This is a genomic window from Paenibacillus sp. W2I17, from assembly GCF_030815985.1.
Taxonomy (GTDB): domain Bacteria; phylum Bacillota; class Bacilli; order Paenibacillales; family Paenibacillaceae; genus Paenibacillus.
Map to the genome: position 1 here is coordinate 4630481 of NZ_JAUSXM010000001.1, position 19269 is coordinate 4649749.

General features: G+C 46.0%; 15 protein-coding genes. All 15 read left to right on the forward strand.

The genetic code is table 11. The annotated features are described in order from the left end of the window. Nucleotides 1-4: 4 nt before the first annotated feature. Nucleotides 5-967 (forward strand): oligopeptide ABC transporter permease, encoded by a 963-nt coding sequence (gene opp4B / locus QF041_RS20840; RefSeq protein ID WP_036611942.1) that lies wholly within the window; start codon nt 5-7, stop codon nt 965-967. A gap of 29 nt (nt 968-996) precedes the next feature. Further along, the gene (locus tag QF041_RS20845) at nt 997-1902 is read left to right on the forward strand and encodes an ABC transporter permease (RefSeq protein WP_036611941.1); all 906 of its coding nucleotides are present in this window, start codon (nt 997-999) and stop codon (nt 1900-1902) included. Nucleotides 1903-1921: 19 nt separating this feature from the next. Beyond that, nucleotides 1922-3748, forward strand: coding sequence for an oligopeptide ABC transporter substrate-binding protein (locus QF041_RS20850; RefSeq protein ID WP_307415493.1), 1827 nt, complete (start codon nt 1922-1924; stop codon nt 3746-3748). A 254-nt stretch (nt 3749-4002) separates the two neighbouring features. Further along, nucleotides 4003-4893 (forward strand): D-alanyl-D-alanine carboxypeptidase family protein, encoded by an 891-nt coding sequence (locus tag QF041_RS20855; protein WP_307415494.1) that lies wholly within the window; start codon nt 4003-4005, stop codon nt 4891-4893. A 337-nt stretch (nt 4894-5230) separates the two neighbouring features. Continuing rightward, entirely contained in the window at nt 5231-6817 is a 1587-nt protein-coding gene (locus tag QF041_RS20860) for an MFS transporter (protein ID WP_307415495.1), read from the forward strand. Nucleotides 6818-7254: 437 nt separating this feature from the next. Next, entirely contained in the window at nt 7255-8289 is a 1035-nt protein-coding gene (locus tag QF041_RS20865; RefSeq protein WP_036671869.1) for an LCP family protein, read from the forward strand. 184 nt (nt 8290-8473) lie between these two features. Next, nucleotides 8474-8899 carry a CBS domain-containing protein gene (locus QF041_RS20870; RefSeq protein WP_091035263.1) on the forward strand — a complete coding sequence of 142 codons (426 nt, stop codon included), beginning with the start codon at nt 8474-8476 and terminating at the stop codon, nt 8897-8899. A 264-nt stretch (nt 8900-9163) separates the two neighbouring features. Further along, nucleotides 9164-9466, forward strand: coding sequence for a MazG-like family protein (locus QF041_RS20875; protein WP_017691445.1), 303 nt, complete (start codon nt 9164-9166; stop codon nt 9464-9466). Further along, nucleotides 9463-10383: a DUF2232 domain-containing protein gene (locus QF041_RS20880; protein WP_243391271.1), complete on the forward strand. Its 921-nt coding sequence runs from the start codon at nt 9463-9465 to the stop codon at nt 10381-10383. Before QF041_RS20875 ends, QF041_RS20880 begins: the two co-directional genes overlap by 4 nt. A gap of 11 nt (nt 10384-10394) precedes the next feature. Then, the gene (locus tag QF041_RS20885; protein ID WP_307415496.1) at nt 10395-12386 is read left to right on the forward strand and encodes a DHH family phosphoesterase; all 1992 of its coding nucleotides are present in this window, start codon (nt 10395-10397) and stop codon (nt 12384-12386) included. Continuing rightward, nucleotides 12383-12826, forward strand: coding sequence for a 50S ribosomal protein L9 (rplI, locus tag QF041_RS20890; RefSeq protein WP_036611925.1), 444 nt, complete (start codon nt 12383-12385; stop codon nt 12824-12826). Before QF041_RS20885 ends, rplI begins: the two co-directional genes overlap by 4 nt. 1 nt (nt 12827) lies before the next feature. Further along, nucleotides 12828-14189, forward strand: coding sequence for a replicative DNA helicase (dnaB, locus tag QF041_RS20895; RefSeq protein WP_036611922.1), 1362 nt, complete (start codon nt 12828-12830; stop codon nt 14187-14189). Nucleotides 14190-14634: 445 nt separating this feature from the next. Next, nucleotides 14635-15921, forward strand: coding sequence for an adenylosuccinate synthase (locus QF041_RS20900; protein WP_091012210.1), 1287 nt, complete (start codon nt 14635-14637; stop codon nt 15919-15921). A gap of 222 nt (nt 15922-16143) precedes the next feature. Further along, nucleotides 16144-16911, forward strand: a complete 768-nt coding sequence (locus QF041_RS20905) for a hypothetical protein (RefSeq protein ID WP_307415498.1) — start codon at nt 16144-16146, stop codon at nt 16909-16911. A gap of 670 nt (nt 16912-17581) precedes the next feature. Further along, nucleotides 17582-19114: a peptidoglycan DD-metalloendopeptidase family protein gene (locus QF041_RS20910; RefSeq protein ID WP_307415499.1), complete on the forward strand. Its 1533-nt coding sequence runs from the start codon at nt 17582-17584 to the stop codon at nt 19112-19114. Nucleotides 19115-19269 lie beyond the last annotated feature (155 nt).

Below are 19269 nucleotides of genomic sequence, written 5' to 3' on the forward strand. Positions count from 1 at the left end.
CCATATGTGGAAAACGATAGTACGCAGAATTATCATAATGATCCCTCAGATCTTTTTACTTAGTCTTTTGGTCTTTCTGATGGCCAAGGCCATGCCGGGCGATGCACTAACGGGATTGCTTGATCCAAGCGTTGATCCCAAAGCGTTGGAAGCCCAGCGAGAGAGATTGGGATTGAATAATCCTTGGTATGTGCAATATTGGGACTGGATCAAAAACGCCATCCAAGGTGATTTTGGGCAATCCTTCCGTTTCAAAATGCCGGTTACCGACTTGATCGGTCAGCGTGTAGCAAACACATTCTGGCTCGCACTGGCGACACTTGTACTGACATACCTGATCGCTATTCCACTGGGTATCATCAGTGGTCGTTACAACGATACTTGGTCTGATCGGTTGATCACGGGATACACCTATCTGGGGTTTGCCGCACCATTGTTCATCTTCGCACTGGTGATGGTATGGATCTTCGGATTCCACTTCGGCTGGTTCCCGACAGGAGGTAGCGTTGCGCCGGGACTTACACCAGGCACATTCAGCTACGTAATGAGTAAGTTCTATCATCTATTATTGCCGGCATTATCCATGGCACTAATTACAACGGTATCTACGGTTCAATATTTGCGTAGTGAAATCATTGATATCAAGCATAAGGAATTCGTTATTACTGCCAGAGCCAAAGGCGCCTCGGAATCCCGGATCTACAACAGGCATATCTTGAGGAACTCACTATTACCTATCGCCGCGTTCTTCGGATATGAGATTACAGGGCTTATCGGAGGTACGGTATTCATCGAAAGTATATTCAGTTATCCAGGTATGGGGCAGTTGTTCCTGAGTTCCATCTCATTGCGTGATTTCAGCGTTGTGACTGCACTCGTATTGTTGTATGGCGTAGCTTCCATTCTCGGGGCATTGCTGTCTGACATAATTCTGGGAATTGTAGATCCACGTATACGGATCAAGTAAGAACTTGAAGATTTCGGGGTGAAAACAAGATGAGCAAGGCCAACGAGGTAGTTGTAACTTCACAAAAGGTTGATAAAAGCCCCTCCAGCTTGAGTATTTTATGGAGGGAGCTTGTCAGAGATAAGGTGGCACTAATCTCGCTCATTTTTTTGGGCTTGGTCATGTTGCTGGTATATGGCACGTCTCTCATTCTGAATCAGGATGATATCGTACGCGTGGATCTGTTTGCCTTATATGAACCGCCATCCGCGAAATATTGGCTTGGAACGGACTATGGAGGTCGTGATGTATTTGGCCAACTGGTCATCGGTACACGTAACTCCCTGACCATTGGAATTATCGTAACGTTAATGACTGGCTTCATAGGTATCTTAATTGGCCTTTTATCCGGTTATTTCGGTGGAATGATAGACAATCTGTTTATGCGTGTTGTTGATTTCTTCATGATCCTTCCAATGTTGATGATTGTTATCGCGTTTGTTACGGCAGTACCGAAATACAATATCATCTCGTTCTCTCTAATCATGACGGCATTTCTCTGGATGGGTATCGCCAGATTGATTCGCTCCAAAGCATTACAGGAACGGGAACTGGATTATGTAAAAGCTTCAAAAACATTGGGCTCTTCTCATCTGAAGATTATGCTCTCACAGGTTCTTCCGAATCTGAGCTCCATTATTATTGTAACGATGACATTGAACCTCGCTGCCAACATTGGCCTCGAATCCGGGCTGTCTTTCCTCGGGTTTGGTTTTCCCGAAAGTACGCCTAGTCTTGGAACACTCGTAAGTTATGCACGTAATCCGCAAACCCTGGAGTCCAGATGGTGGATATGGCTACCCGCATCGGTACTGATTTTGGTATTGATGTTGAGTATAAATAATGTCGGTCAAGCCCTAAAGCGTGCGACTGATGCAAGACAAAGAAGAGGTTAAAAAAAGGGAGGAAAGGTTCATGAAAAAGGGATTATTTTCACGGGGACTATTTTTCACGATGATGCTGGTCTTTGTATTGGTGCTCGCAGCGTGCTCTGAGAAAGAAGCAGCTACTCCAGCTCCAGCTTCCAACACAGAAGAGGGAAAAACGGAGGAAAAACCTGCTAATGAAGAGGGCGTTTACTCCATTGAAGACTTCAACAATGTCAAAACGAATGAGGGTACTGCGATCGAGGGTGGATCGATTACATTCGGACTTGTATCGGATACTGCTTTTGAAGGTACACTGAACTTTAACTTCTATTCCGGTAACCCGGATGCTCAGGTTCTTCAATGGTTTGATGAAGGTTTGCTGACTTGGGATAAAGACTATGTGTACACCAATGATGGTGCTGCAACATATGAGACTTCCGAAGATGGCAAAACGTTCACACTGACCATTCGCGACAATGTAAACTGGCATGATGGCAAGCCGGTAACGGCTGAAGATCTGCAGTTTGCTTATGAAGTGATCGGTAACAAAGCGTATGATGGTCCACGTTACGACTCCAACTTCACTAGTGTAGTAGGTATGGACGAGTATCATGCTGGAAAAGCAAAAACAATCTCTGGTATTAAAGTGCTGAGCGACAAACAAATCAGCATTACGTATAAAGAATCTACTCCGTCCCTGCTGACAGGTGGCGTATGGACATATCCATTGGCTAAACATATCTTCGGAGATATGGATGTAGCAAAAATGTCTTCTTCCAAAGAAGTACGTGAAAAACCAATTGGTTTTGGTCCATTTAAAGTGGATGTTATCACTCCAGGTGAGTCTGTAACTTTTGTTAAAAACGATGACTACTGGCGTGGAGCTCCAAAACTGGATAGTGTAACTCTGAAAGTTATCAACCCGACAACGGTTGTTCAAGAACTGAAATCTGGCGGGGTAGATCTCGTGGATGCATTCCCGACAGATCAATACAAAGACAATGCTAACCTGTCCAACGTAGAATTCCTGGGCACAATCGATCGTGCTTATACGTACATCGGTTTCAAACTGGGTACGTGGGATGAAGAGAACGGAAAAGTTGTAAGCAATGCCGAAGCAAAAATGGGCGACAAAAACTTGCGTAAAGCAATGTGGATGGCTGTAGATAACGATCAAGTAGGTAAACGTTTCTATAATGGCCTGCGTTGGAATGCAACAACCCTGATTCCACCGTCTCACCCAGAATTCCATGATTCGAACAATCCAGGTGTAGCATATGATCCAGAAGCAGCGAAAGCATTGCTTGACGAAGCTGGTTACAAAATGGATGGTGAATTCCGTACGAATCCGGATGGAACACCACTCGAAATCAACTTTGTATCCATGACTGGTGGCGACACAGCTGAACCATTGGCTCGTTATTATGTTCAATCATGGGCAGCTATTGGTTTGAAAGTAAACCTGGAAATGGTTGAGTTCAACAGCTTCTATGACCGTGTAGGTAACACAGGTAAAGATGATCCGAACATTGATATGTATCAAGCAGCATGGGGCGTTGGTATTGACGTAGATCCATCTGGTCTGTATGGCCGTGATGCACTCTACAACTTCTCCAGATTCTCCAGCGAAGAGAATGACAAATTGCTGGCACAAGGTATCTCTGCTGAAGCATTTGATGTAGACAAGCGTAAAGAGATCTACAATCAATGGCAGCAATACATGGTAGATGAAGTTCCTGTATTCCCTACACTGTATCGTGCAGTTGTAGCACCAGTTAACAAACGTGTAATGAACTATGCGATTGGTGATGGAACAGGCGTTTACCTGAGCGACCTGCAAGTTAATGCAGACAAAGCAGTTGTAGCTGAGTAATACATTCTTAAATTAGCAGCTGTAAGGATTGGGGTCCTTTAAGAAGTCGGTTGCTAGATTATTAATGAAGAATTCTCCTGGGAAAATGAATAAAAAGTGTCTTTAAAAACATGGATTCTGTACACTCTGGCATGGGTGTATGGGGTTCATGTTTTTTTTGTAACCAAAAAATAAAAAAAATTTAACTTTTTTTCAAAAAAGTGCAGACAAAATGCCTCTTTACTTCGTCTATATAGGTAAGAGGTGATCATCTTATGAAAAAATGGTGGAAACGGGCAGGCATGCTGCTGGCTCTCTTGCTTATTATATATTTGGGTATGAAACCGGAGATGCTGGTAGGCAAACCGGGAATTAAAGCTGAATCTGCGGTATTAATGGATATGAACTCTGAACAGATCTTAATGGATTTTAACGGCTCCGAAGAGATTGCTCCGGCAGGCGTCAGTAAGTTGATGACAGAACTGTTAGTAATGGAGGCCGTGATCAATGGTGATATAGGCTGGAATGATCTTGTTAATGTGAGTCTGTATGCCAGCTCCGTGGGGGGGAGTCAACTGACCCTGAAACAGGGAGAGCAATTCACCGTTCAGGAGTTGTTCGAGATCGTAGCTGTCTATTCAGCCAATGATGCAGCGGTTGCTCTGGCTGAACATATCAGTGGTACAGAGCAGAAGTTCGTTCTACAGATGAATCAGAAAGCTACTCAGATTGGACTTTCTGAGGATACACAATTCACGAATTCAACGGGCCTCAGTGAAAAGCTACTTGGTCCTAACCGTCCGATGGAAATACAAGGGCAGACCTTAATGACGGCTATAGATGCATGCAAGCTAGCGCGATATCTGCTGAATAACCATCCCGAGATTTTAAGAATCTCCAGTCAAATGCAAGTATCAATGCACCAAAAAGGGATGTACATGAGCAACACGAACTGGATGTTGTCCTCTATTGGTGGGCCGTATGCTTACGATGGGAATGACGGATTGAAGACAGGGTATGATGAAGATTCCGGATATCATTTTGTGGGGACAGCTGAACGTGATGGCAAAAGACTGATATCAGTTGTATTTGGAACAGATACTCGTGAAGGGCGTTTTGTGGAGACTCGGAAGTTGTTCAACTATGGATTTTCGGGCTCAAAATAAAAGGGCGTACATAGGCATCATCAAGGAGACCTTCAGGGCGCCAATGATCCACCTGTCAAACAAACCGAGTCAGACCAGATTATTGAAGCATTACGCAAGCGTTAGTACGTAGATAAGACATGAGGGCTGTCCCGCAGGTTCGATTGAACGTGTGGCAGCTCTATTTTATCGAATCAGATGTAAATTGAGCCATATATCCATATTATTAAATTGACATATGGTTTTCTTTTGTTTTAAAATGACCAGTGAGTCATTATTATTCAATTCAGTTTAATATATATGTACCAAACCAACTGTACGATACTGAATTTACGATCTGATCGGGAGGTAACATGTGATGCAAAAACAAATGAAATGGCCGCTAATCCTTTTTGCCATAGGGGTATTTATGGCTGCGCTGGATAACGGGATCATCACCTCTTCACTGACCACCTTAAATGCATCATTTGGTGTGTCGCCAACATGGGGAGCATGGACGATTACGCTTTACACGCTTGGGCTTGCGGTGAGTGTACCTATTGCAGGCAAACTGTCGGACCGTTATGGTCGCAAGAAGCTATTTTTGATTGAAGTGGCGTTGTTTGGGATCGGGTCCCTGCTTGTCGCGCTGAGCACATCGTTTACCTTTTTCCTGATTGCTCGTGTCATTCAAGCTTTGGGCGGTGGTGGGATTTTTATCATTGCCAGCTCATACGTATTAAGCAAGTTCCCGGCGGAGCGACAAGGTACAGCCTTGGGTCTGCTGGGAGGGATGAATGGTGTTGCCGCTATCTTGGGACCCAATGTCGGTGCTTTTATACTGGATCTGACTGGCAACTGGCATTGGTTATTCCTGATTAACGTGCCTATCGCCATTCTGCTATTCATAGCAGGTATTCGATTTATTCAGGAAGAGCAGGAACTGAATCGTGCAGCAGTGGACTGGAGCGGTATTGCTGTCCTAACGTTGGGTGTACTCAGTTTAATGTATAGCTTCAGCAATCTGGACGGTGTGAACATGCTTCAAAGCCTGGGATCACCGATGTTCTACGGTTTCTTCTTGGCAGGTGTAATCATTCTGGTGCTCTTTTACTTCATGGAAAAAAGGCTGGAAGGATCTGAACGTGAACCTGTTGTATCGACACAGCTTCTGGGCATTGCGTCCTTTCGCTGGACGCTGTTGATTGCCTTTTTCTCCGGAGCCATTCTGGCCTCGGTGATCTTTATTCCCGGATTTGTTGAGCAATATCTCGGCGTATCCAATACGGCTTCCGGGTACTGGTTTACTCCGCTTGCGCTGGCATCTGGCATCGGGGCAGGTGGAGGTGGATACCTCGTTGACCGCAAAGGGCCAATCTGGACGTTATCGGTTGCGGGGCTGCTATCTGCCATTGGATTCCTGCTGTTCCCGCTATGGGTGGAGCATATCTGGCAATTTGTCATCGCGAGTACACTCGTAGGTATCGGTTTCGGCATGATGCTTGGTGCGCCAGTTAACGTACTTGTCACGGAACAGGCGGGGGAGAACAACAAAGGCATCGCGGTAGCGACCAGCTCGTTATTCCGCCAGATGGCGATGGCTATTGCACCTACGATTTTCGCTGGATTCCTGGCACGTTCTTTCATTAATCTGGGGTCCAACATTCAGGCAGGATTCGCTGACAAAGGAATTCAGGTGCCTCCGGAGATGCTGGAGCAATATGCATCGGGTGGAGCAGCAGGGAGTGATGTATCCAGTCTGACAGAGGGCCTGTCCCAGATTCCTGATGAAGGCATCCGTGATGTGTTGCTCCAGGCAGTGCATCAAACGACAGGGCAGGGTTACAATGGCCTTTTCTGGTCTGCGGTGGTATTCAGCGTGCTTACGCTGGTAGCTGCGCTTATAACGGGACGTCTGCGTCAAAAAGAGAAGAGTCATCATGTGGAAAGTGTATCCACAAACTGATTTGATAACGTTAGAAATGAAGAGGACAGTGTACCTTTTGTAGCTAAAAAGGAGTCGCTGTTCTTTTCAATTTAACCGGATTGTAACTTTTCTTGCTCCTGCAATGATTACAATAGAACGAGCGTAAGCGGTGTCTTGATTCCAGAGAGAGAAAACTTCAGTGAACACCGAGTCACAAGGCATCCCAGACGTTTAATTGGTATTATATAAGTTGAACGAATCGTTACACTTCATCACTGCGAGTTCAGAATAACCTTCCGATCGCTGTTATCCCCAGATTTTTTTAAATTACCTTATTCAAAAGGTAAAAATCCGTTGATAAAGGCGAGCGCTACGCTTCTTCAGGTTTTTTCTGACCTCTCCGTTATTAGTGTAAATATTAGATGAAACTTATATATCAGGCAGTATCATTTCGATAGTGAAGAAGGAATTAATGGATGAAAAGCAGAACTAAAGATAAGAAGAAGAAAAGAAGAAAAGGCCTATATATAACGCTCGTTTCACTTGTTGTTTTGTTAATCGGAGGTTATTTGTTCCGTCAGCAACTTGCTGTAGCGGCATTTGATCTGTTTCTCGCCGGTTCGGTAGAAGATCAGTTATCCCGTTCTTATGTACCGCAAGAAGGCAATAACACGCCTGATCCAACGGTATACCGTAAGGAACCTTTCTCCGTATTACTGCTCGGTTCGGATAAACGCGCCTATGAGAAGACGCGTGGACGTTCCGATACCGTCATCTATGCTGTAGTTCGTCCCAAGGAATCCCGTGTGCTGTTGGTATCCATTCCACGTGATACGTATGTGCAGATTGTAGGACGGGATGCCAACAAGGACGGCGAAGATGATTATGATAAGCTGGCGCATGCCTATGCTTTTGGTGGGGAGAATATGTCCATCAATACCGTGGAGAAATTTCTTGATGCTGATGTGGGTTATTATGCAACGATCAACTTCGACGGAATCAAAAAAGTGGTTGATGCGCTTGGTGGTGTAAAACTGCCAATTGATGAGGACATTGTGAACAAGAACCCGGATCATGTGCAATTCACGATTGAAGGCGGTAAGCCGATCTATGACGGGCAGGAAGCACTGTATTATGTAAGATACCGTGAGGATAGCGATTTTAATCGTACCAAGCGGCAGCAGATTTTCCTGAACGCGATGGCGAATGAGATGCTGAATTTGAATCAAATCGCCAAAATTCCGGAATTGATTCAGATCATGGGAGACAGCTTCCAGACGGATATGCGAGCTTCTTTTATTATTGATCTGGCTAAACAAGTGCTTACTCAGGAGAAACCACAGATTTCAAGCTTCACCATTCTGGGTGAGGGGATGAAAAAAGACGGTATCTACTATGGTCAGGCTGACGAGAAAGATGTCCAATATGCCAAAGAGCTGATTAACAACTGGATGGATCAATCGACCCCAGCCGGTGAAGTAATGATCCCTGACCGGCAAAAGATTGAATAACCAATTCCATACCAATGATGTGTTGTAGACCACAATCAGCAGTACGTTTATTCGCGGGCTGCTGTTTTTTTTCTTTGTAGTGAGAACTATTATCCTTTTGGAACATCCTGCGTTCTGATCCGTATAATATAAGTTGAGCGAGATAAGTTGAACGAAGAAATTCACAAGGAGGATACACAAGGGTATGAACATCGCATTTTTTTTGCTACCCAAACAAGAGGTTACGTGTGTGACGTCGGATTCTACGCTGCGGCAAACGTTGGAACGGATGGAATATCATCGTTTTACGGCGGTACCCATTTTGAATAAAGAGGGCAAATATATTGGTACGGTTACCGAAGGCGACTTACTGTGGTATATGAAGAATGCCGAGGGAAAGATTTCATTTGAAAACGCTTCAAAGTTCTTGCTCAAGGACGTTCCACTTCGTTTGGATATTAAACCCGTATCCATTGACGCCAACATGGAGGACCTGATTAATCTGGCTAAAGTGCAGAACTTTGTTCCTGTGGTAGATGATATGGATCGGTTCATTGGTATTGTCAGACGGAGTCAGATTATTGAGTACTGCGAGGGCATTGTAGCCAAAGAATCGATCAAGGCTAAATAAGGCGGTTACGAATTTAAACATTATTGTGTCATTAGGGATAATCACAGCCGTCCGGTATCATGTTAAACTTAAGAAGTCCTGAACCAGGGGCGCATTCGAAGTTTTTTACAAATAAATAGGTCGATAGGATGTACGGAGGACTCCGCATAAGTACCTGACATCAGTTTCGGAGAACTTCTCCGCTTTTTGGGGTAATTTTGCGGGCCCTCTTTTTATGCTATAATCGAGAATAAAGCTTTTTCGGGGGAGAGTGACTTTCGCCAAATGCCTAAAGAACTGGATGTAGCCAAACGCGCTAAAGTGATTGAATGGCTGAAAACCGAAGTGCTTGATCAGGTATCCCGATTATTCAAGGCGTTATGGGAAGGCAGTACAACTCGAATCGGGGACAGTCTTGCCAGTTTGATTATGAGTAGTTACATATTGGGCCGCAGGCTCGGTATTCCTTTCAAGGATCTGGATGCACTGCTAGTTGAGAAGTTGAAAAAGCATAAACAGGAAGGTCACCAGCTTGAAGACTGGTACCAGGATATTTCCGCGCTAGAAGATCATATGCGTAAGAGGTGAATTTGTTGAAATTTAGCTTTAAATCAGCTGTTTGGAGCGCAGTTTATCTGCTCTTGCTACTTTCGCTGTTAACTCCTTTATCGGTACTTGCCATATTTTTTATGATGATTCCGGGAGTTATTTTGTATGCTTCATTATCTTTAAAATCGTTTATATGGCATCTCGTGCCCGTAGCCGTTATTTTGGTCGTATTCCACCCCATCTATCTGTTACTATTGCTCATCTTTACCCTGCCTGCGATCGTTATGGGTCACGCGTATAAAACACGCAAATCGGCCCTGTTTGCCCTGATGGCGGGAAGTGGCATGATGTTGGCAGAATACTTGTTGTTGCTCTTGGTCGGCAGTGTCATTTTCCAATTCGACCTATCCAGTTATATTGAAGATGTGGTCAAATTGACCATTGAACCGTTAACCAATACATCGAATCAGATGATCAACGGGTTTGCATGGACACCTGAGATGACCGAGGATGTTGCCAAACAAACACAGCTTATGATTCCGTTTGCTCTCGTTGTCACATCGATGGTAATGGCCTTCATTACACACGCCATAGCTCGTCCGATTCTGAACGTGATGGGTGTGGTGGTATCGAAGCTTCCACCAGCGAGAGAATGGCGTATGCCGCGTGCATTGATCTGGTATTATTTCCTTGCACTGTTGATCGAAGTGATCTCCAGACAAAGTGATGGAACATACTGGACCATGATTGCCATGAATCTGTCCCCGTTAATTAATCTGGGCTTCATGATTCAAGCGATCGGTTTCTTCTTCTTTCTCTCACATACAAAGAAATGGAATCCGGTTATACCATATTTCCTGGCGGCTGCGGTCTTCTTCATTGGTCCGCTTCGGATTATCGGAATTATCGATCTGGCGTTCCCGCTTCGTGAGGCAATATCGAAATCAAAACGATAGGGTGATGAGTCATGCCTAAATTTCTGAAGAAACGCTGGCACGGCTACTATACCGTATGGGCGTTCATACTGCTGCTGTTGCTCGTTATGTTCGTTACCATTTATAACTGGACGCTTGGTTTGATTAGTCTGATACTGGCTTCGGCGCTGGGAATCGTCATGATTAAGGCGGAACTCGCGTTCCGCCGTGAGCTTAACGACTACATTAATGGCCTATCTATTCGGATCAAACGGATGGAGGGGGAAGCGGTCAGCATGCTTCCATTCGGAATTGTGCTGTACAGCGAAGATCGTACGGTAGAGTGGCATAACCGCTTTGTCGCGGAGATGTTCCAGGAGAAGACAATGGTGGGTAATCCGCTACTTAATATGTTTCCCAAACTTCCTCAGCCTAAAGAGAAGAAGGATGGGACGAAGGAACATTCATCCAAGGAGTTGCATGACGAATTCCAGTTGGATGATCGGCATTATGGAGTTATTCATAACCCGCAGGAGCGGTATGTATATGTATACGAGATTACGGAGCTAGCCATTCTGCGTGATAAATATGAAAATGAACGCCTTGCATTGGGAATTCTCGTTCTGGATAATCTGGACGAGGCTGCCCAAGGCATGGACGATCAACAGCGTACAGCGCTGATTGCCCGTGTGACCAGCGAAATTACGTCTTGGGCCAAGCGGTACGAAGTGTACCTGCGCCGTCTGTCTTCTGATCGTTATCTGTTGATGCTGAATCATAAGTCTTTGCAGGAACTGGAGCAGAGCCGATTTGTCATTTTGGATGAGGTTCGGGAGATGACTGCTGACCTCAAAGTGCCAATGACACTCAGTGTCGGACTGGCGTTTGGATCGGATAGCATCAGCGAGATGGGAGAACTGGCACAGTCCAGTCTGGACATGGCACTTGGACGTGGTGGTGATCAGGCTGCCGTGAAGTCCGGACAACGCCTGTCTTTCTATGGCGGTAAGTCTAACGCAGTGGAGAAACGGACACGGGTAAGAGCCCGCGTTATTGCGCACGCGCTCCGTGATCTCATGCAGGAGAGCGATCGGGTGCTCATCATGGGACACAAAATTCCGGATATGGATGCGATCGGCGCATCCATCGGAGTGTGGAAAGCGGCCAGTCTGTACAATGTGGAAGCACGGATTGTTCTGGATGGAATTAATCCATCGATTGAACGCCTGATGGAGCAAGTGAACAAGGACGAGAAGTTGTCCAAAGCATTTGTATCACCAGAACAGGCAACCCAGATGATGACCGAGCACACGTTGCTGGTGGTGGTGGATACTCATAAGGCCTCCATGACCATGGAGCCGAAACTGGTACAGTCTGCTACCCGTGTCGTCGTTGTGGATCACCATCGCCGGGGCGAAGAGTTCATCAATGACGCAGTGTTGATCTATCTGGAGCCTTATGCGTCCTCTGCTGCCGAATTGGTAACCGAACTCTTGCAATACATTCATGATAAGGTGCAATTCACTCCGCTAGAAGCTACGGCTCTACTGGCTGGTATTACGGTGGATACGAAGCATTTTGCACTGCACACGGGGTCCAGAACGTTCGAAGCGGCAGGCTTCCTGCGCCGTAGCGGTGCGGACACCATTATGATCCAGCGGTTGATGAAAGAGGATCTGTCAGAATATATTGCTAAGGCAGAAATCATAAAGCATGCTAAAATGGTATATGGAAACATTGCGCTGGCGGTCACAGACCCTGGCAGCAAGATTTCACAGATGATGATCGCCCAGGTGGCGGACACATTGCTGAACATGACTGACGTGGTCGCTTCATTTGTGATTAGTGAGCGTCCGGATGGACTGATTGGCATCAGCGCGAGATCGCTGGGGCGCATGAATGTTCAGGTTGTCATGGAACGACTGGGCGGTGGCGGACATTTGACGAATGCTGCCGTGCAGCTTGAAGGAACGCTTGGAGAGGCAGAAAAACGGCTGACGAACGTACTGGCTGAAATCGAAAAGGAAGAGGGGCTGTTCGAATGAAAGTCATTTTTATAAAAGATATGAAGGGTCAAGGCAAGAAAGGGCAAGTGAAAGAAGTATCTGAGGGTTACGCACAGAACTTCTTATTGCCACGGGGAATTGCACGTCTGGCAACGGACGGCAATATGAAGACGCTGGACAACCAGAAGGCGGCTGAAGAAAGACTCAAACAGGAAGAGAAAGCGGAAGCGGAAGCACTTGCGAAGAAGCTGGAAGCAGAAGTGACCGAACTGAAAGCCAAGTCCGGCGAAGGTGGTCGTCTGTTCGGCGCCATTACCAGCAAACAAATCGCAGAAGCTTTGTCTAAAAAAGGTCTGAAAGTAGACAAACGAAAAATTGAGCTGGACGAGCCTATTCGTACACTCGGCGTAACACAAGTAACTGTCAAGGTTCACCCTGAAGTGAAGGCAACCTTGAAGGTACAGGTAACGGAAGAGTAAGATGGGCGGAGAAATGTTATTCGACCGGATTCCCCCGCAGAACCTGGAAGCCGAACAGGCCGTGCTGGGTGCAATCCTGTTGCAGGGCGAGGCCCTGATTACAGCGATGGAACGGGTGCAAACCGAGGATTTTTATGATAAGCCACATCAATTAATCTTTGAAGCGATGATCCAGCTTGGTGAGGGAAATCAACCGATTGACCTCGTGACACTGACTTCGCTTCTGAAGGATAAAGGTGAGCTGGAGGACATCGGGGGCGTTAGTTATCTGGCTAAGCTAGCCCATGGTGTACCTACAGCCGCGAACGTAGACTACTACGCTCAGATTATTGAAGAGAAATCGATGCTGCGTCGCCTGATTCGCACGGCAACCCAGATCGTGAGTGAAGGATATACAGGCGGCGAAGATGTTGCAGCGATGCTCGGAGAAGCTGAACGTCGCATTCTGGAGATCTCCAACCGTCGCTCCAGCAGTGGTTTTATAGCCATTCAGGACGTACTGATGGAAGTATTCGATCGTGTGGAAACACTTCATCAGAATAAGGGTACAACGACAGGTATTCCGTCAGGGTTCATCGATCTGGACAAGATGACTGCCGGATTCCAGCGCAGTGACTTGATCATTGTAGCGGCCCGTCCTTCCGTAGGTAAGACGGCATTCGCCCTGAATATCGCTCAGAACGTTGCCATTCGGGCCCAGGAGACGGTAGCCATCTTCAGTCTGGAGATGTCAGCCGCCCAGCTGGTGCAACGTATGATCTGTGCGGAAGCCAACCTGGATGCCAGCGTGATGCGTATGGGTGATTTCAAGGGTGATGAAGACTGGCAGAAGCTGACGATGGGTATTGCAGCTTTATCAGAAGCCAACATCTTCATAGATGATACGCCAGGGATTACCGTAGCGGATATTCGTGCGAAGTGCCGTCGTCTGAAGAAAGAGAAAGGCCTTGGCATGATCCTAATCGACTATCTTCAACTGATTAGTGGACGTGGTAAAGCAGGGGAGAACCGTCAACAAGAGGTATCCGAGATTTCACGTACACTGAAACAGATTGGCCGAGAACTGGAAGTTCCAGTTATTGCCTTGTCCCAGCTGAGCCGGGGTGTAGAGCAACGTCAGGACAAACGTCCGATGATGAGTGACTTGCGGGAATCGGGTTCGATCGAGCAAGATGCCGACATCGTAGCGTTCCTGTACCGGGATGACTACTATAACCAGGAGACCGAGAAGAAAAATATTATCGAGATCATTATCGCTAAACAGCGTAACGGTCCGGTAGGTACGGTAGAACTGGTCTTCCTGAAAAACTTTAATAAATTCGTCAATTACGAGAGGGCACACAATGATGCCTTCGCGATGTAATGGGCAGGTGCTGACGGCTTCGATCAAGAAGCCAAAATCGTCTGTCCCGAAGATCAACCATTAGAGCAACTGAACTCAAACATTTGTTATAAATACCAGATACAGATTCACATTGAAATGGGTATCCTTGAACCGGTGATAGCAGTCAAGCAAGCTTGGACTGAAGTCTCCGGTTTTTTGTGTTGAATTAATGGGTAAATCCCGAACATTACGGTTGTACTATATCTAATTGTTCGCCATTTGATTTGACTTTGAAAAAGGGTACTGGTACACTAATACTGCTGCGTTAAAGCAGCGCAAACCTTCCCTTGAATGTAACGGAAGGACATTTTTACTGTCCGTTAGCACGCTTCTCAGTCGGTTTATTGCGTAACACGCCTGCCGGGATAGAGGACGGACAGACCAATACAAAGGTGCGCAAGGCACCCACGGAGGAATGTTAACTATGTCAACGGTAGTTGTAGTGGGAACGCAATGGGGAGACGAAGGAAAAGGTAAAATCACGGATTATTTGGCGGAGAGCGCTGATGTGGTGGCTCGTTATCAAGGTGGTAACAATGCGGGTCATACAATTCTGATTGATAACAAAAAATATAAACTGACGATGATTCCATCAGGGATTTTCTACACGGATAAAGCGTGTGTTATTGGTAACGGAATGGTTATCAACCCGAAGGCACTCATCGAAGAAATTAACTATATTCATGACAATGATTTCACAACGAAGAACCTGTCCATCAGTGAGCGCGCACATATCATCCTGCCATATCACATGGTATTGGATGCACTGGAAGAAGAGAGCAAAGGTCCGAACAAAATTGGTACGACTGGCAAAGGAATTGGCCCATGTTACATGGACAAATCAGCTCGTATTGGTATTCGGATGGTTGACCTGATGGATGCTGAAGATTTCGAACTGAAACTGCGTCATCTGGTCAAAGAAAAGAACCGTGTCATCGAGCAAGTCTACGGTGGCCAGCCTGTTGATGTGGAAGAGATTCTGCAAGATTACCTCGGATATGCTGAAATTCTGCGTCCTTACGTACGTGATACATCCGTTGTTCTGAACGAATATATTGATGAGGACAAAAAAGTATTGTTTGAAGGTGCACAAGGCGTTATGTTGGACCTTGATCAAGGAACTTATCCATTTGTTACATCATCCAATCCGTCCGCAGGTGGCGTATGTATCGGTTCTGGCGTAGGACCGGCTCGTATTCAGCAAGTCATTGGGGTAGCGAAAGCCTACACAACCCGTGTAGGAGATGGCCCATTCCCTACGGAATTGCATGATGCAATCGGTGACCAAATCCGTGAGACTGGACATGAGTACGGTACGGTAACTGGACGTCCACGTCGTGTAGGTTGGTTCGATAGTGTTGTTGTTCGCCACGCGCGTCGTGTCAGTGGAATCACAGGTCTGTCCCTGAACTCTCTGGACGTAATGACAGGTCTGGAGACCGTAAAAATCTGCACGGGATACAAATTCCGCGGCGAGGTCATCACACACTATCCGGCAAGCCTCAAAATGCTGGCAGAATGTGAAGCGGTATACGAAGAGATGCCAGGCTGGAGCGAAGATATCACTGGAGCGAAGAAACTTGAAGACCTGCCAGTGAACACACAGAATTATGTGAAACGTGTTTCCGAACTGACAGGCATTCCAATTGCCATCTTCTCCGTTGGTCGTAACCGTGAGCAAACGAATCAAGTTCTTCCAATCTACGAGTAATCGAAGAAATAGAGAGATTGTTTCTTGAATTATAAAATAGGATCCTCTGCCGACTTAGGCATGTTAAGCCTCCAGTTGTTGCTTTTATAGCGATGACTGGAGGTTTTTTGGATGTTTTTTGGATATAATCTCGAGATTTCCGTCAATACTGGTTAACAGTAGAGTCACAGACCCCAACATGCGCATGTTAGACGGGTGGGATAATCGGAGGGAGAGAACGGAATGAAGTTGCTTGTGTGGTTTGTCAAAATCGTGCTAACCGTGTTGCTGGTCAGTTCACTGACACTGCTCACGACCGGATTAATTGTACAGTCATATGCGAAGTCGCTACTCGCGAGTTTCAATATTCAGTGGGAAGGTCAACCCATGGGGTTAACCGCCATGTTTCAAGGTGCCTTGGGCGATAAAACTAGTGAAGGGAACAAATCAGGAAATGGGACGACAGACCAGCCGACAGGAGCGGACGAAGAGCAGGTTCCGGAAGATGCTGTTTCAGTTATGGGGAATGGGACGGAGAGCGGTCAATCTGGCGTAGATGCAGGCAATAATGCGTCCCAAGGGAGCGGCTCAAACGAGGGCACAGGGGAAGGTTCAGGTACAGATACGACCGTAGGATCAAACTCAGGCACAAGTGCAGGCAATGGGACGGATACGGGCACGGGTAATGACTCAGGAACAGATCCGGGTAGTAGTTCAGCTTCAGGGAACGGAACCGGAGCGACCAGCGGTAGTGCTTCTTCAGGCAATGATGCCATTGTTGTATCACCGGATGACATTACAGGAGCGAAGGACAAGCTGCCAGCAGAGGAGAAAGAAAAAATCTTCAGCCTGCTCATGAACAAGCTGCCACAAAAAGAAATGCAGCAGATCTCAGGTGCCATGGAAGGTGGCCTAACGGAACAGGAATTACGTGAGATTGAACAGGTGATCTCGAAGTACCTGACCAGTGAAGAGTATGACAACCTGATGGAAGTACTGCAAACGGAATAAGATATGTAGGTTTCTATGATATGGGGCACTGGTCTATTATCTAAAGACCATCCCGTGGCAAGTACCTGATTTCAAAGTGGAACAGTTCCGTGAGCCGTTAATGGATATTCATATGGAGATGGAGCACAATGGATTCTGGGAAGTACAGCAGAAGCGATTTGTAATTCTTGCAGTCAAAGAATAGAGACATAAAAGTTAAATTTCTATTGTGGCATGAGATGAAATCCAGTTTAAGATAAACCACAAACAGGTTGTTTACGTAATCCCTTATCAGAGTTGATCTGGTGAGGGATTTTATTTGTATTTTTATGAAAAATAAAGCATATTTCACTGGGTCTTAGAACCTAGTCTTAATTTGCGAACAAAAGTACATAGTACAGCGGATGTTGAGGCATAATGGGTGATGGATCAGCCATACTATCTTATGGATAATACAGGGAAACCAAGCGTGGCGTGGCTTTGCGGTGTGACGTGTAGAGTTGAAATGAGTGTAAAACCTGTGTTAAAGTATACGGGTGTGATAAAAGGTTAAAATTTTGACACTTTTGAGAGCGCAGCTAAAGTCCGGTTTTGCGGACAACCAATACAAGTATCAACGAGCATGGGACAGACACGATGGGTGATGTCTTGACAGAAATGCGAACTGAGAAGTGCTGAAAAGGAGAGAATCATGAAAGGTTTCAGAGGCATACGCCAACCGGGCAAAGACCGGGTACACGAACAATCCGGGGAACACCGGACGGCCGAAGACAAAAACAACATGAGCATGTCCACCTTCAGTGTGAATAAGAAGCGCGTTCTGGCCTCGCGCAAATGGATCATTACAGCAGCATGTGGTGTATTCATCGCAGCATCGCTCGGGTTCGCAGGCAAACAATATGTTACTGCAAACACCGTACCGTACTATAAAGTAATGGTTAAAGGTAGCGAGATTGGTACCATTGCAGATGAGGCACAATTACAACAACTATTTACAGACAAAACTGAGGAATATCAACATAAATATCCGGATGCAGAGATGGTGCTGAACACGGATGGCATCACAACCGAAACGGTAAGAGCGTACAAACCTGAAGTGAACAGTGACGAGACGCTGGACAAACTGGGTGACATGCTGACAGCCTACGCCAAAGGTGTGGAGCTTAATGTAGATGGTGAAGTCATTGGTATTGTGAAGGATCAGGCAACAGCTGATGCAATCCTGGAACAAGTGCAGAGCAAATACATATCGGCATCGGCTGTGCGAAGTTCGCTGAAGACGAAGTCGGTATCGGCTAACTCCCCGAAGAAAGAGGAGGGACCTAGCACAACCCTGAAGTCTGTAGGCATCAAGGAAGATGTAGCGACAGATGTGGTGAAGGCTGATCCAAACAAAATATGGGATGTGTCCGAGGCGGTTAAAGCATTAACCGTTGGTAAAGACGCGCCTGTAACTTATGTGGTTCGTGAAGGAGATACAATCTCTTCGATCGCTGCCAAGTATGAAATTACACAAAGCGAGATTCGTAAGCATAATCCGGGCATCAAGGAAACGTCGCTTCAAATCGGAGACGAACTGACCTTGACCGTTCCAAAACCGGCGGTAACCGTTAAATCGGTTGAGCAGGTTGTTGAACAGATTGAGATCAAACCGCAAGTGGAAGTGCGCAAAAGTGACGAGTTGAAAGCAGGTACAACAAAAGTTGTGCGCCCAGGACAGAGTGGCTTGAAAAGCATGCAATACCGTATAACAAAAGAAAATGGTGAAGTTGTTCAGGAGGAATGGCTTGGCCAGGAAGTGATTAAAGCAGCTGTAACTGAAGTAGTCCTTAGCGGAACAAAAGTTGTTGGTGAGGGCACAGGTGAATTTGCTTGGCCGGTATCAAATGCAACGATGAGCAGCAGCTTTGGACAACGTTGGGGTCGCCAGCACAAAGGTGTCGATCTGGTAGGTAACCGCGATGTGAAAGCGTCTGATGAGGGTGTAATTACTTTTGCAGGACAGAAAAGTGGTTATGGTAATGTCATCATTATTAACCACCGTAACGGATACGAAACACTGTATGGACATTTGAACAGCATTGGCGTTAAGGTTGGACAAGTGGTTGAAAAAGGCGAGAGTATCGGCGTTATGGGCAACACGGGTCGTTCGACTGGAACACATCTGCATTTTGAGATTATTAAGAATGGAACGGTAGAAAATCCGTTAACGTATCTGAACTAATATAGAGCTTAAGTAGAGCAAGGTTGGCTATAATGCTGGCCTTGTTTTTTGCTGCTGTAAAAAATTTTCAGATGAAAGACCTTCCAACCCTCCGATCGGGATGTGACGGTGCTTCAGGTATGTTAAACTAGAGAGTATAAACAACAACCTAGAGA

Excerpts from the sequence above, each read along its gene's own strand:
- opp4B (WP_036611942.1), top strand. The coding sequence starts at position 5 with ATGTGGAAAACGATAGTACGCAGAATTATCATAATGATCCCTCAGATC.
- QF041_RS20845 (WP_036611941.1), top strand. The coding sequence starts at position 997 with ATGAGCAAGGCCAACGAGGTAGTTGTAACTTCACAAAAGGTTGATAAA.
- QF041_RS20850 (WP_307415493.1), top strand. The coding sequence starts at position 1,922 with ATGAAAAAGGGATTATTTTCACGGGGACTATTTTTCACGATGATGCTG.
- QF041_RS20855 (WP_307415494.1), top strand. The coding sequence starts at position 4,003 with ATGAAAAAATGGTGGAAACGGGCAGGCATGCTGCTGGCTCTCTTGCTT.
- QF041_RS20860 (WP_307415495.1), top strand. The coding sequence starts at position 5,231 with ATGCAAAAACAAATGAAATGGCCGCTAATCCTTTTTGCCATAGGGGTA.
- QF041_RS20865 (WP_036671869.1), top strand. The coding sequence starts at position 7,255 with ATGAAAAGCAGAACTAAAGATAAGAAGAAGAAAAGAAGAAAAGGCCTA.
- QF041_RS20870 (WP_091035263.1), top strand. The coding sequence starts at position 8,474 with ATGAACATCGCATTTTTTTTGCTACCCAAACAAGAGGTTACGTGTGTG.
- QF041_RS20875 (WP_017691445.1), top strand. The coding sequence starts at position 9,164 with ATGCCTAAAGAACTGGATGTAGCCAAACGCGCTAAAGTGATTGAATGG.
- QF041_RS20885 (WP_307415496.1), top strand. The coding sequence starts at position 10,395 with ATGCCTAAATTTCTGAAGAAACGCTGGCACGGCTACTATACCGTATGG.
- rplI (WP_036611925.1), top strand. The coding sequence starts at position 12,383 with ATGAAAGTCATTTTTATAAAAGATATGAAGGGTCAAGGCAAGAAAGGG.
- dnaB (WP_036611922.1), top strand. The coding sequence starts at position 12,828 with ATGGGCGGAGAAATGTTATTCGACCGGATTCCCCCGCAGAACCTGGAA.
- QF041_RS20900 (WP_091012210.1), top strand. The coding sequence starts at position 14,635 with ATGTCAACGGTAGTTGTAGTGGGAACGCAATGGGGAGACGAAGGAAAA.
- QF041_RS20905 (WP_307415498.1), top strand. The coding sequence starts at position 16,144 with ATGAAGTTGCTTGTGTGGTTTGTCAAAATCGTGCTAACCGTGTTGCTG.
- QF041_RS20910 (WP_307415499.1), top strand. The coding sequence starts at position 17,582 with ATGAAAGGTTTCAGAGGCATACGCCAACCGGGCAAAGACCGGGTACAC.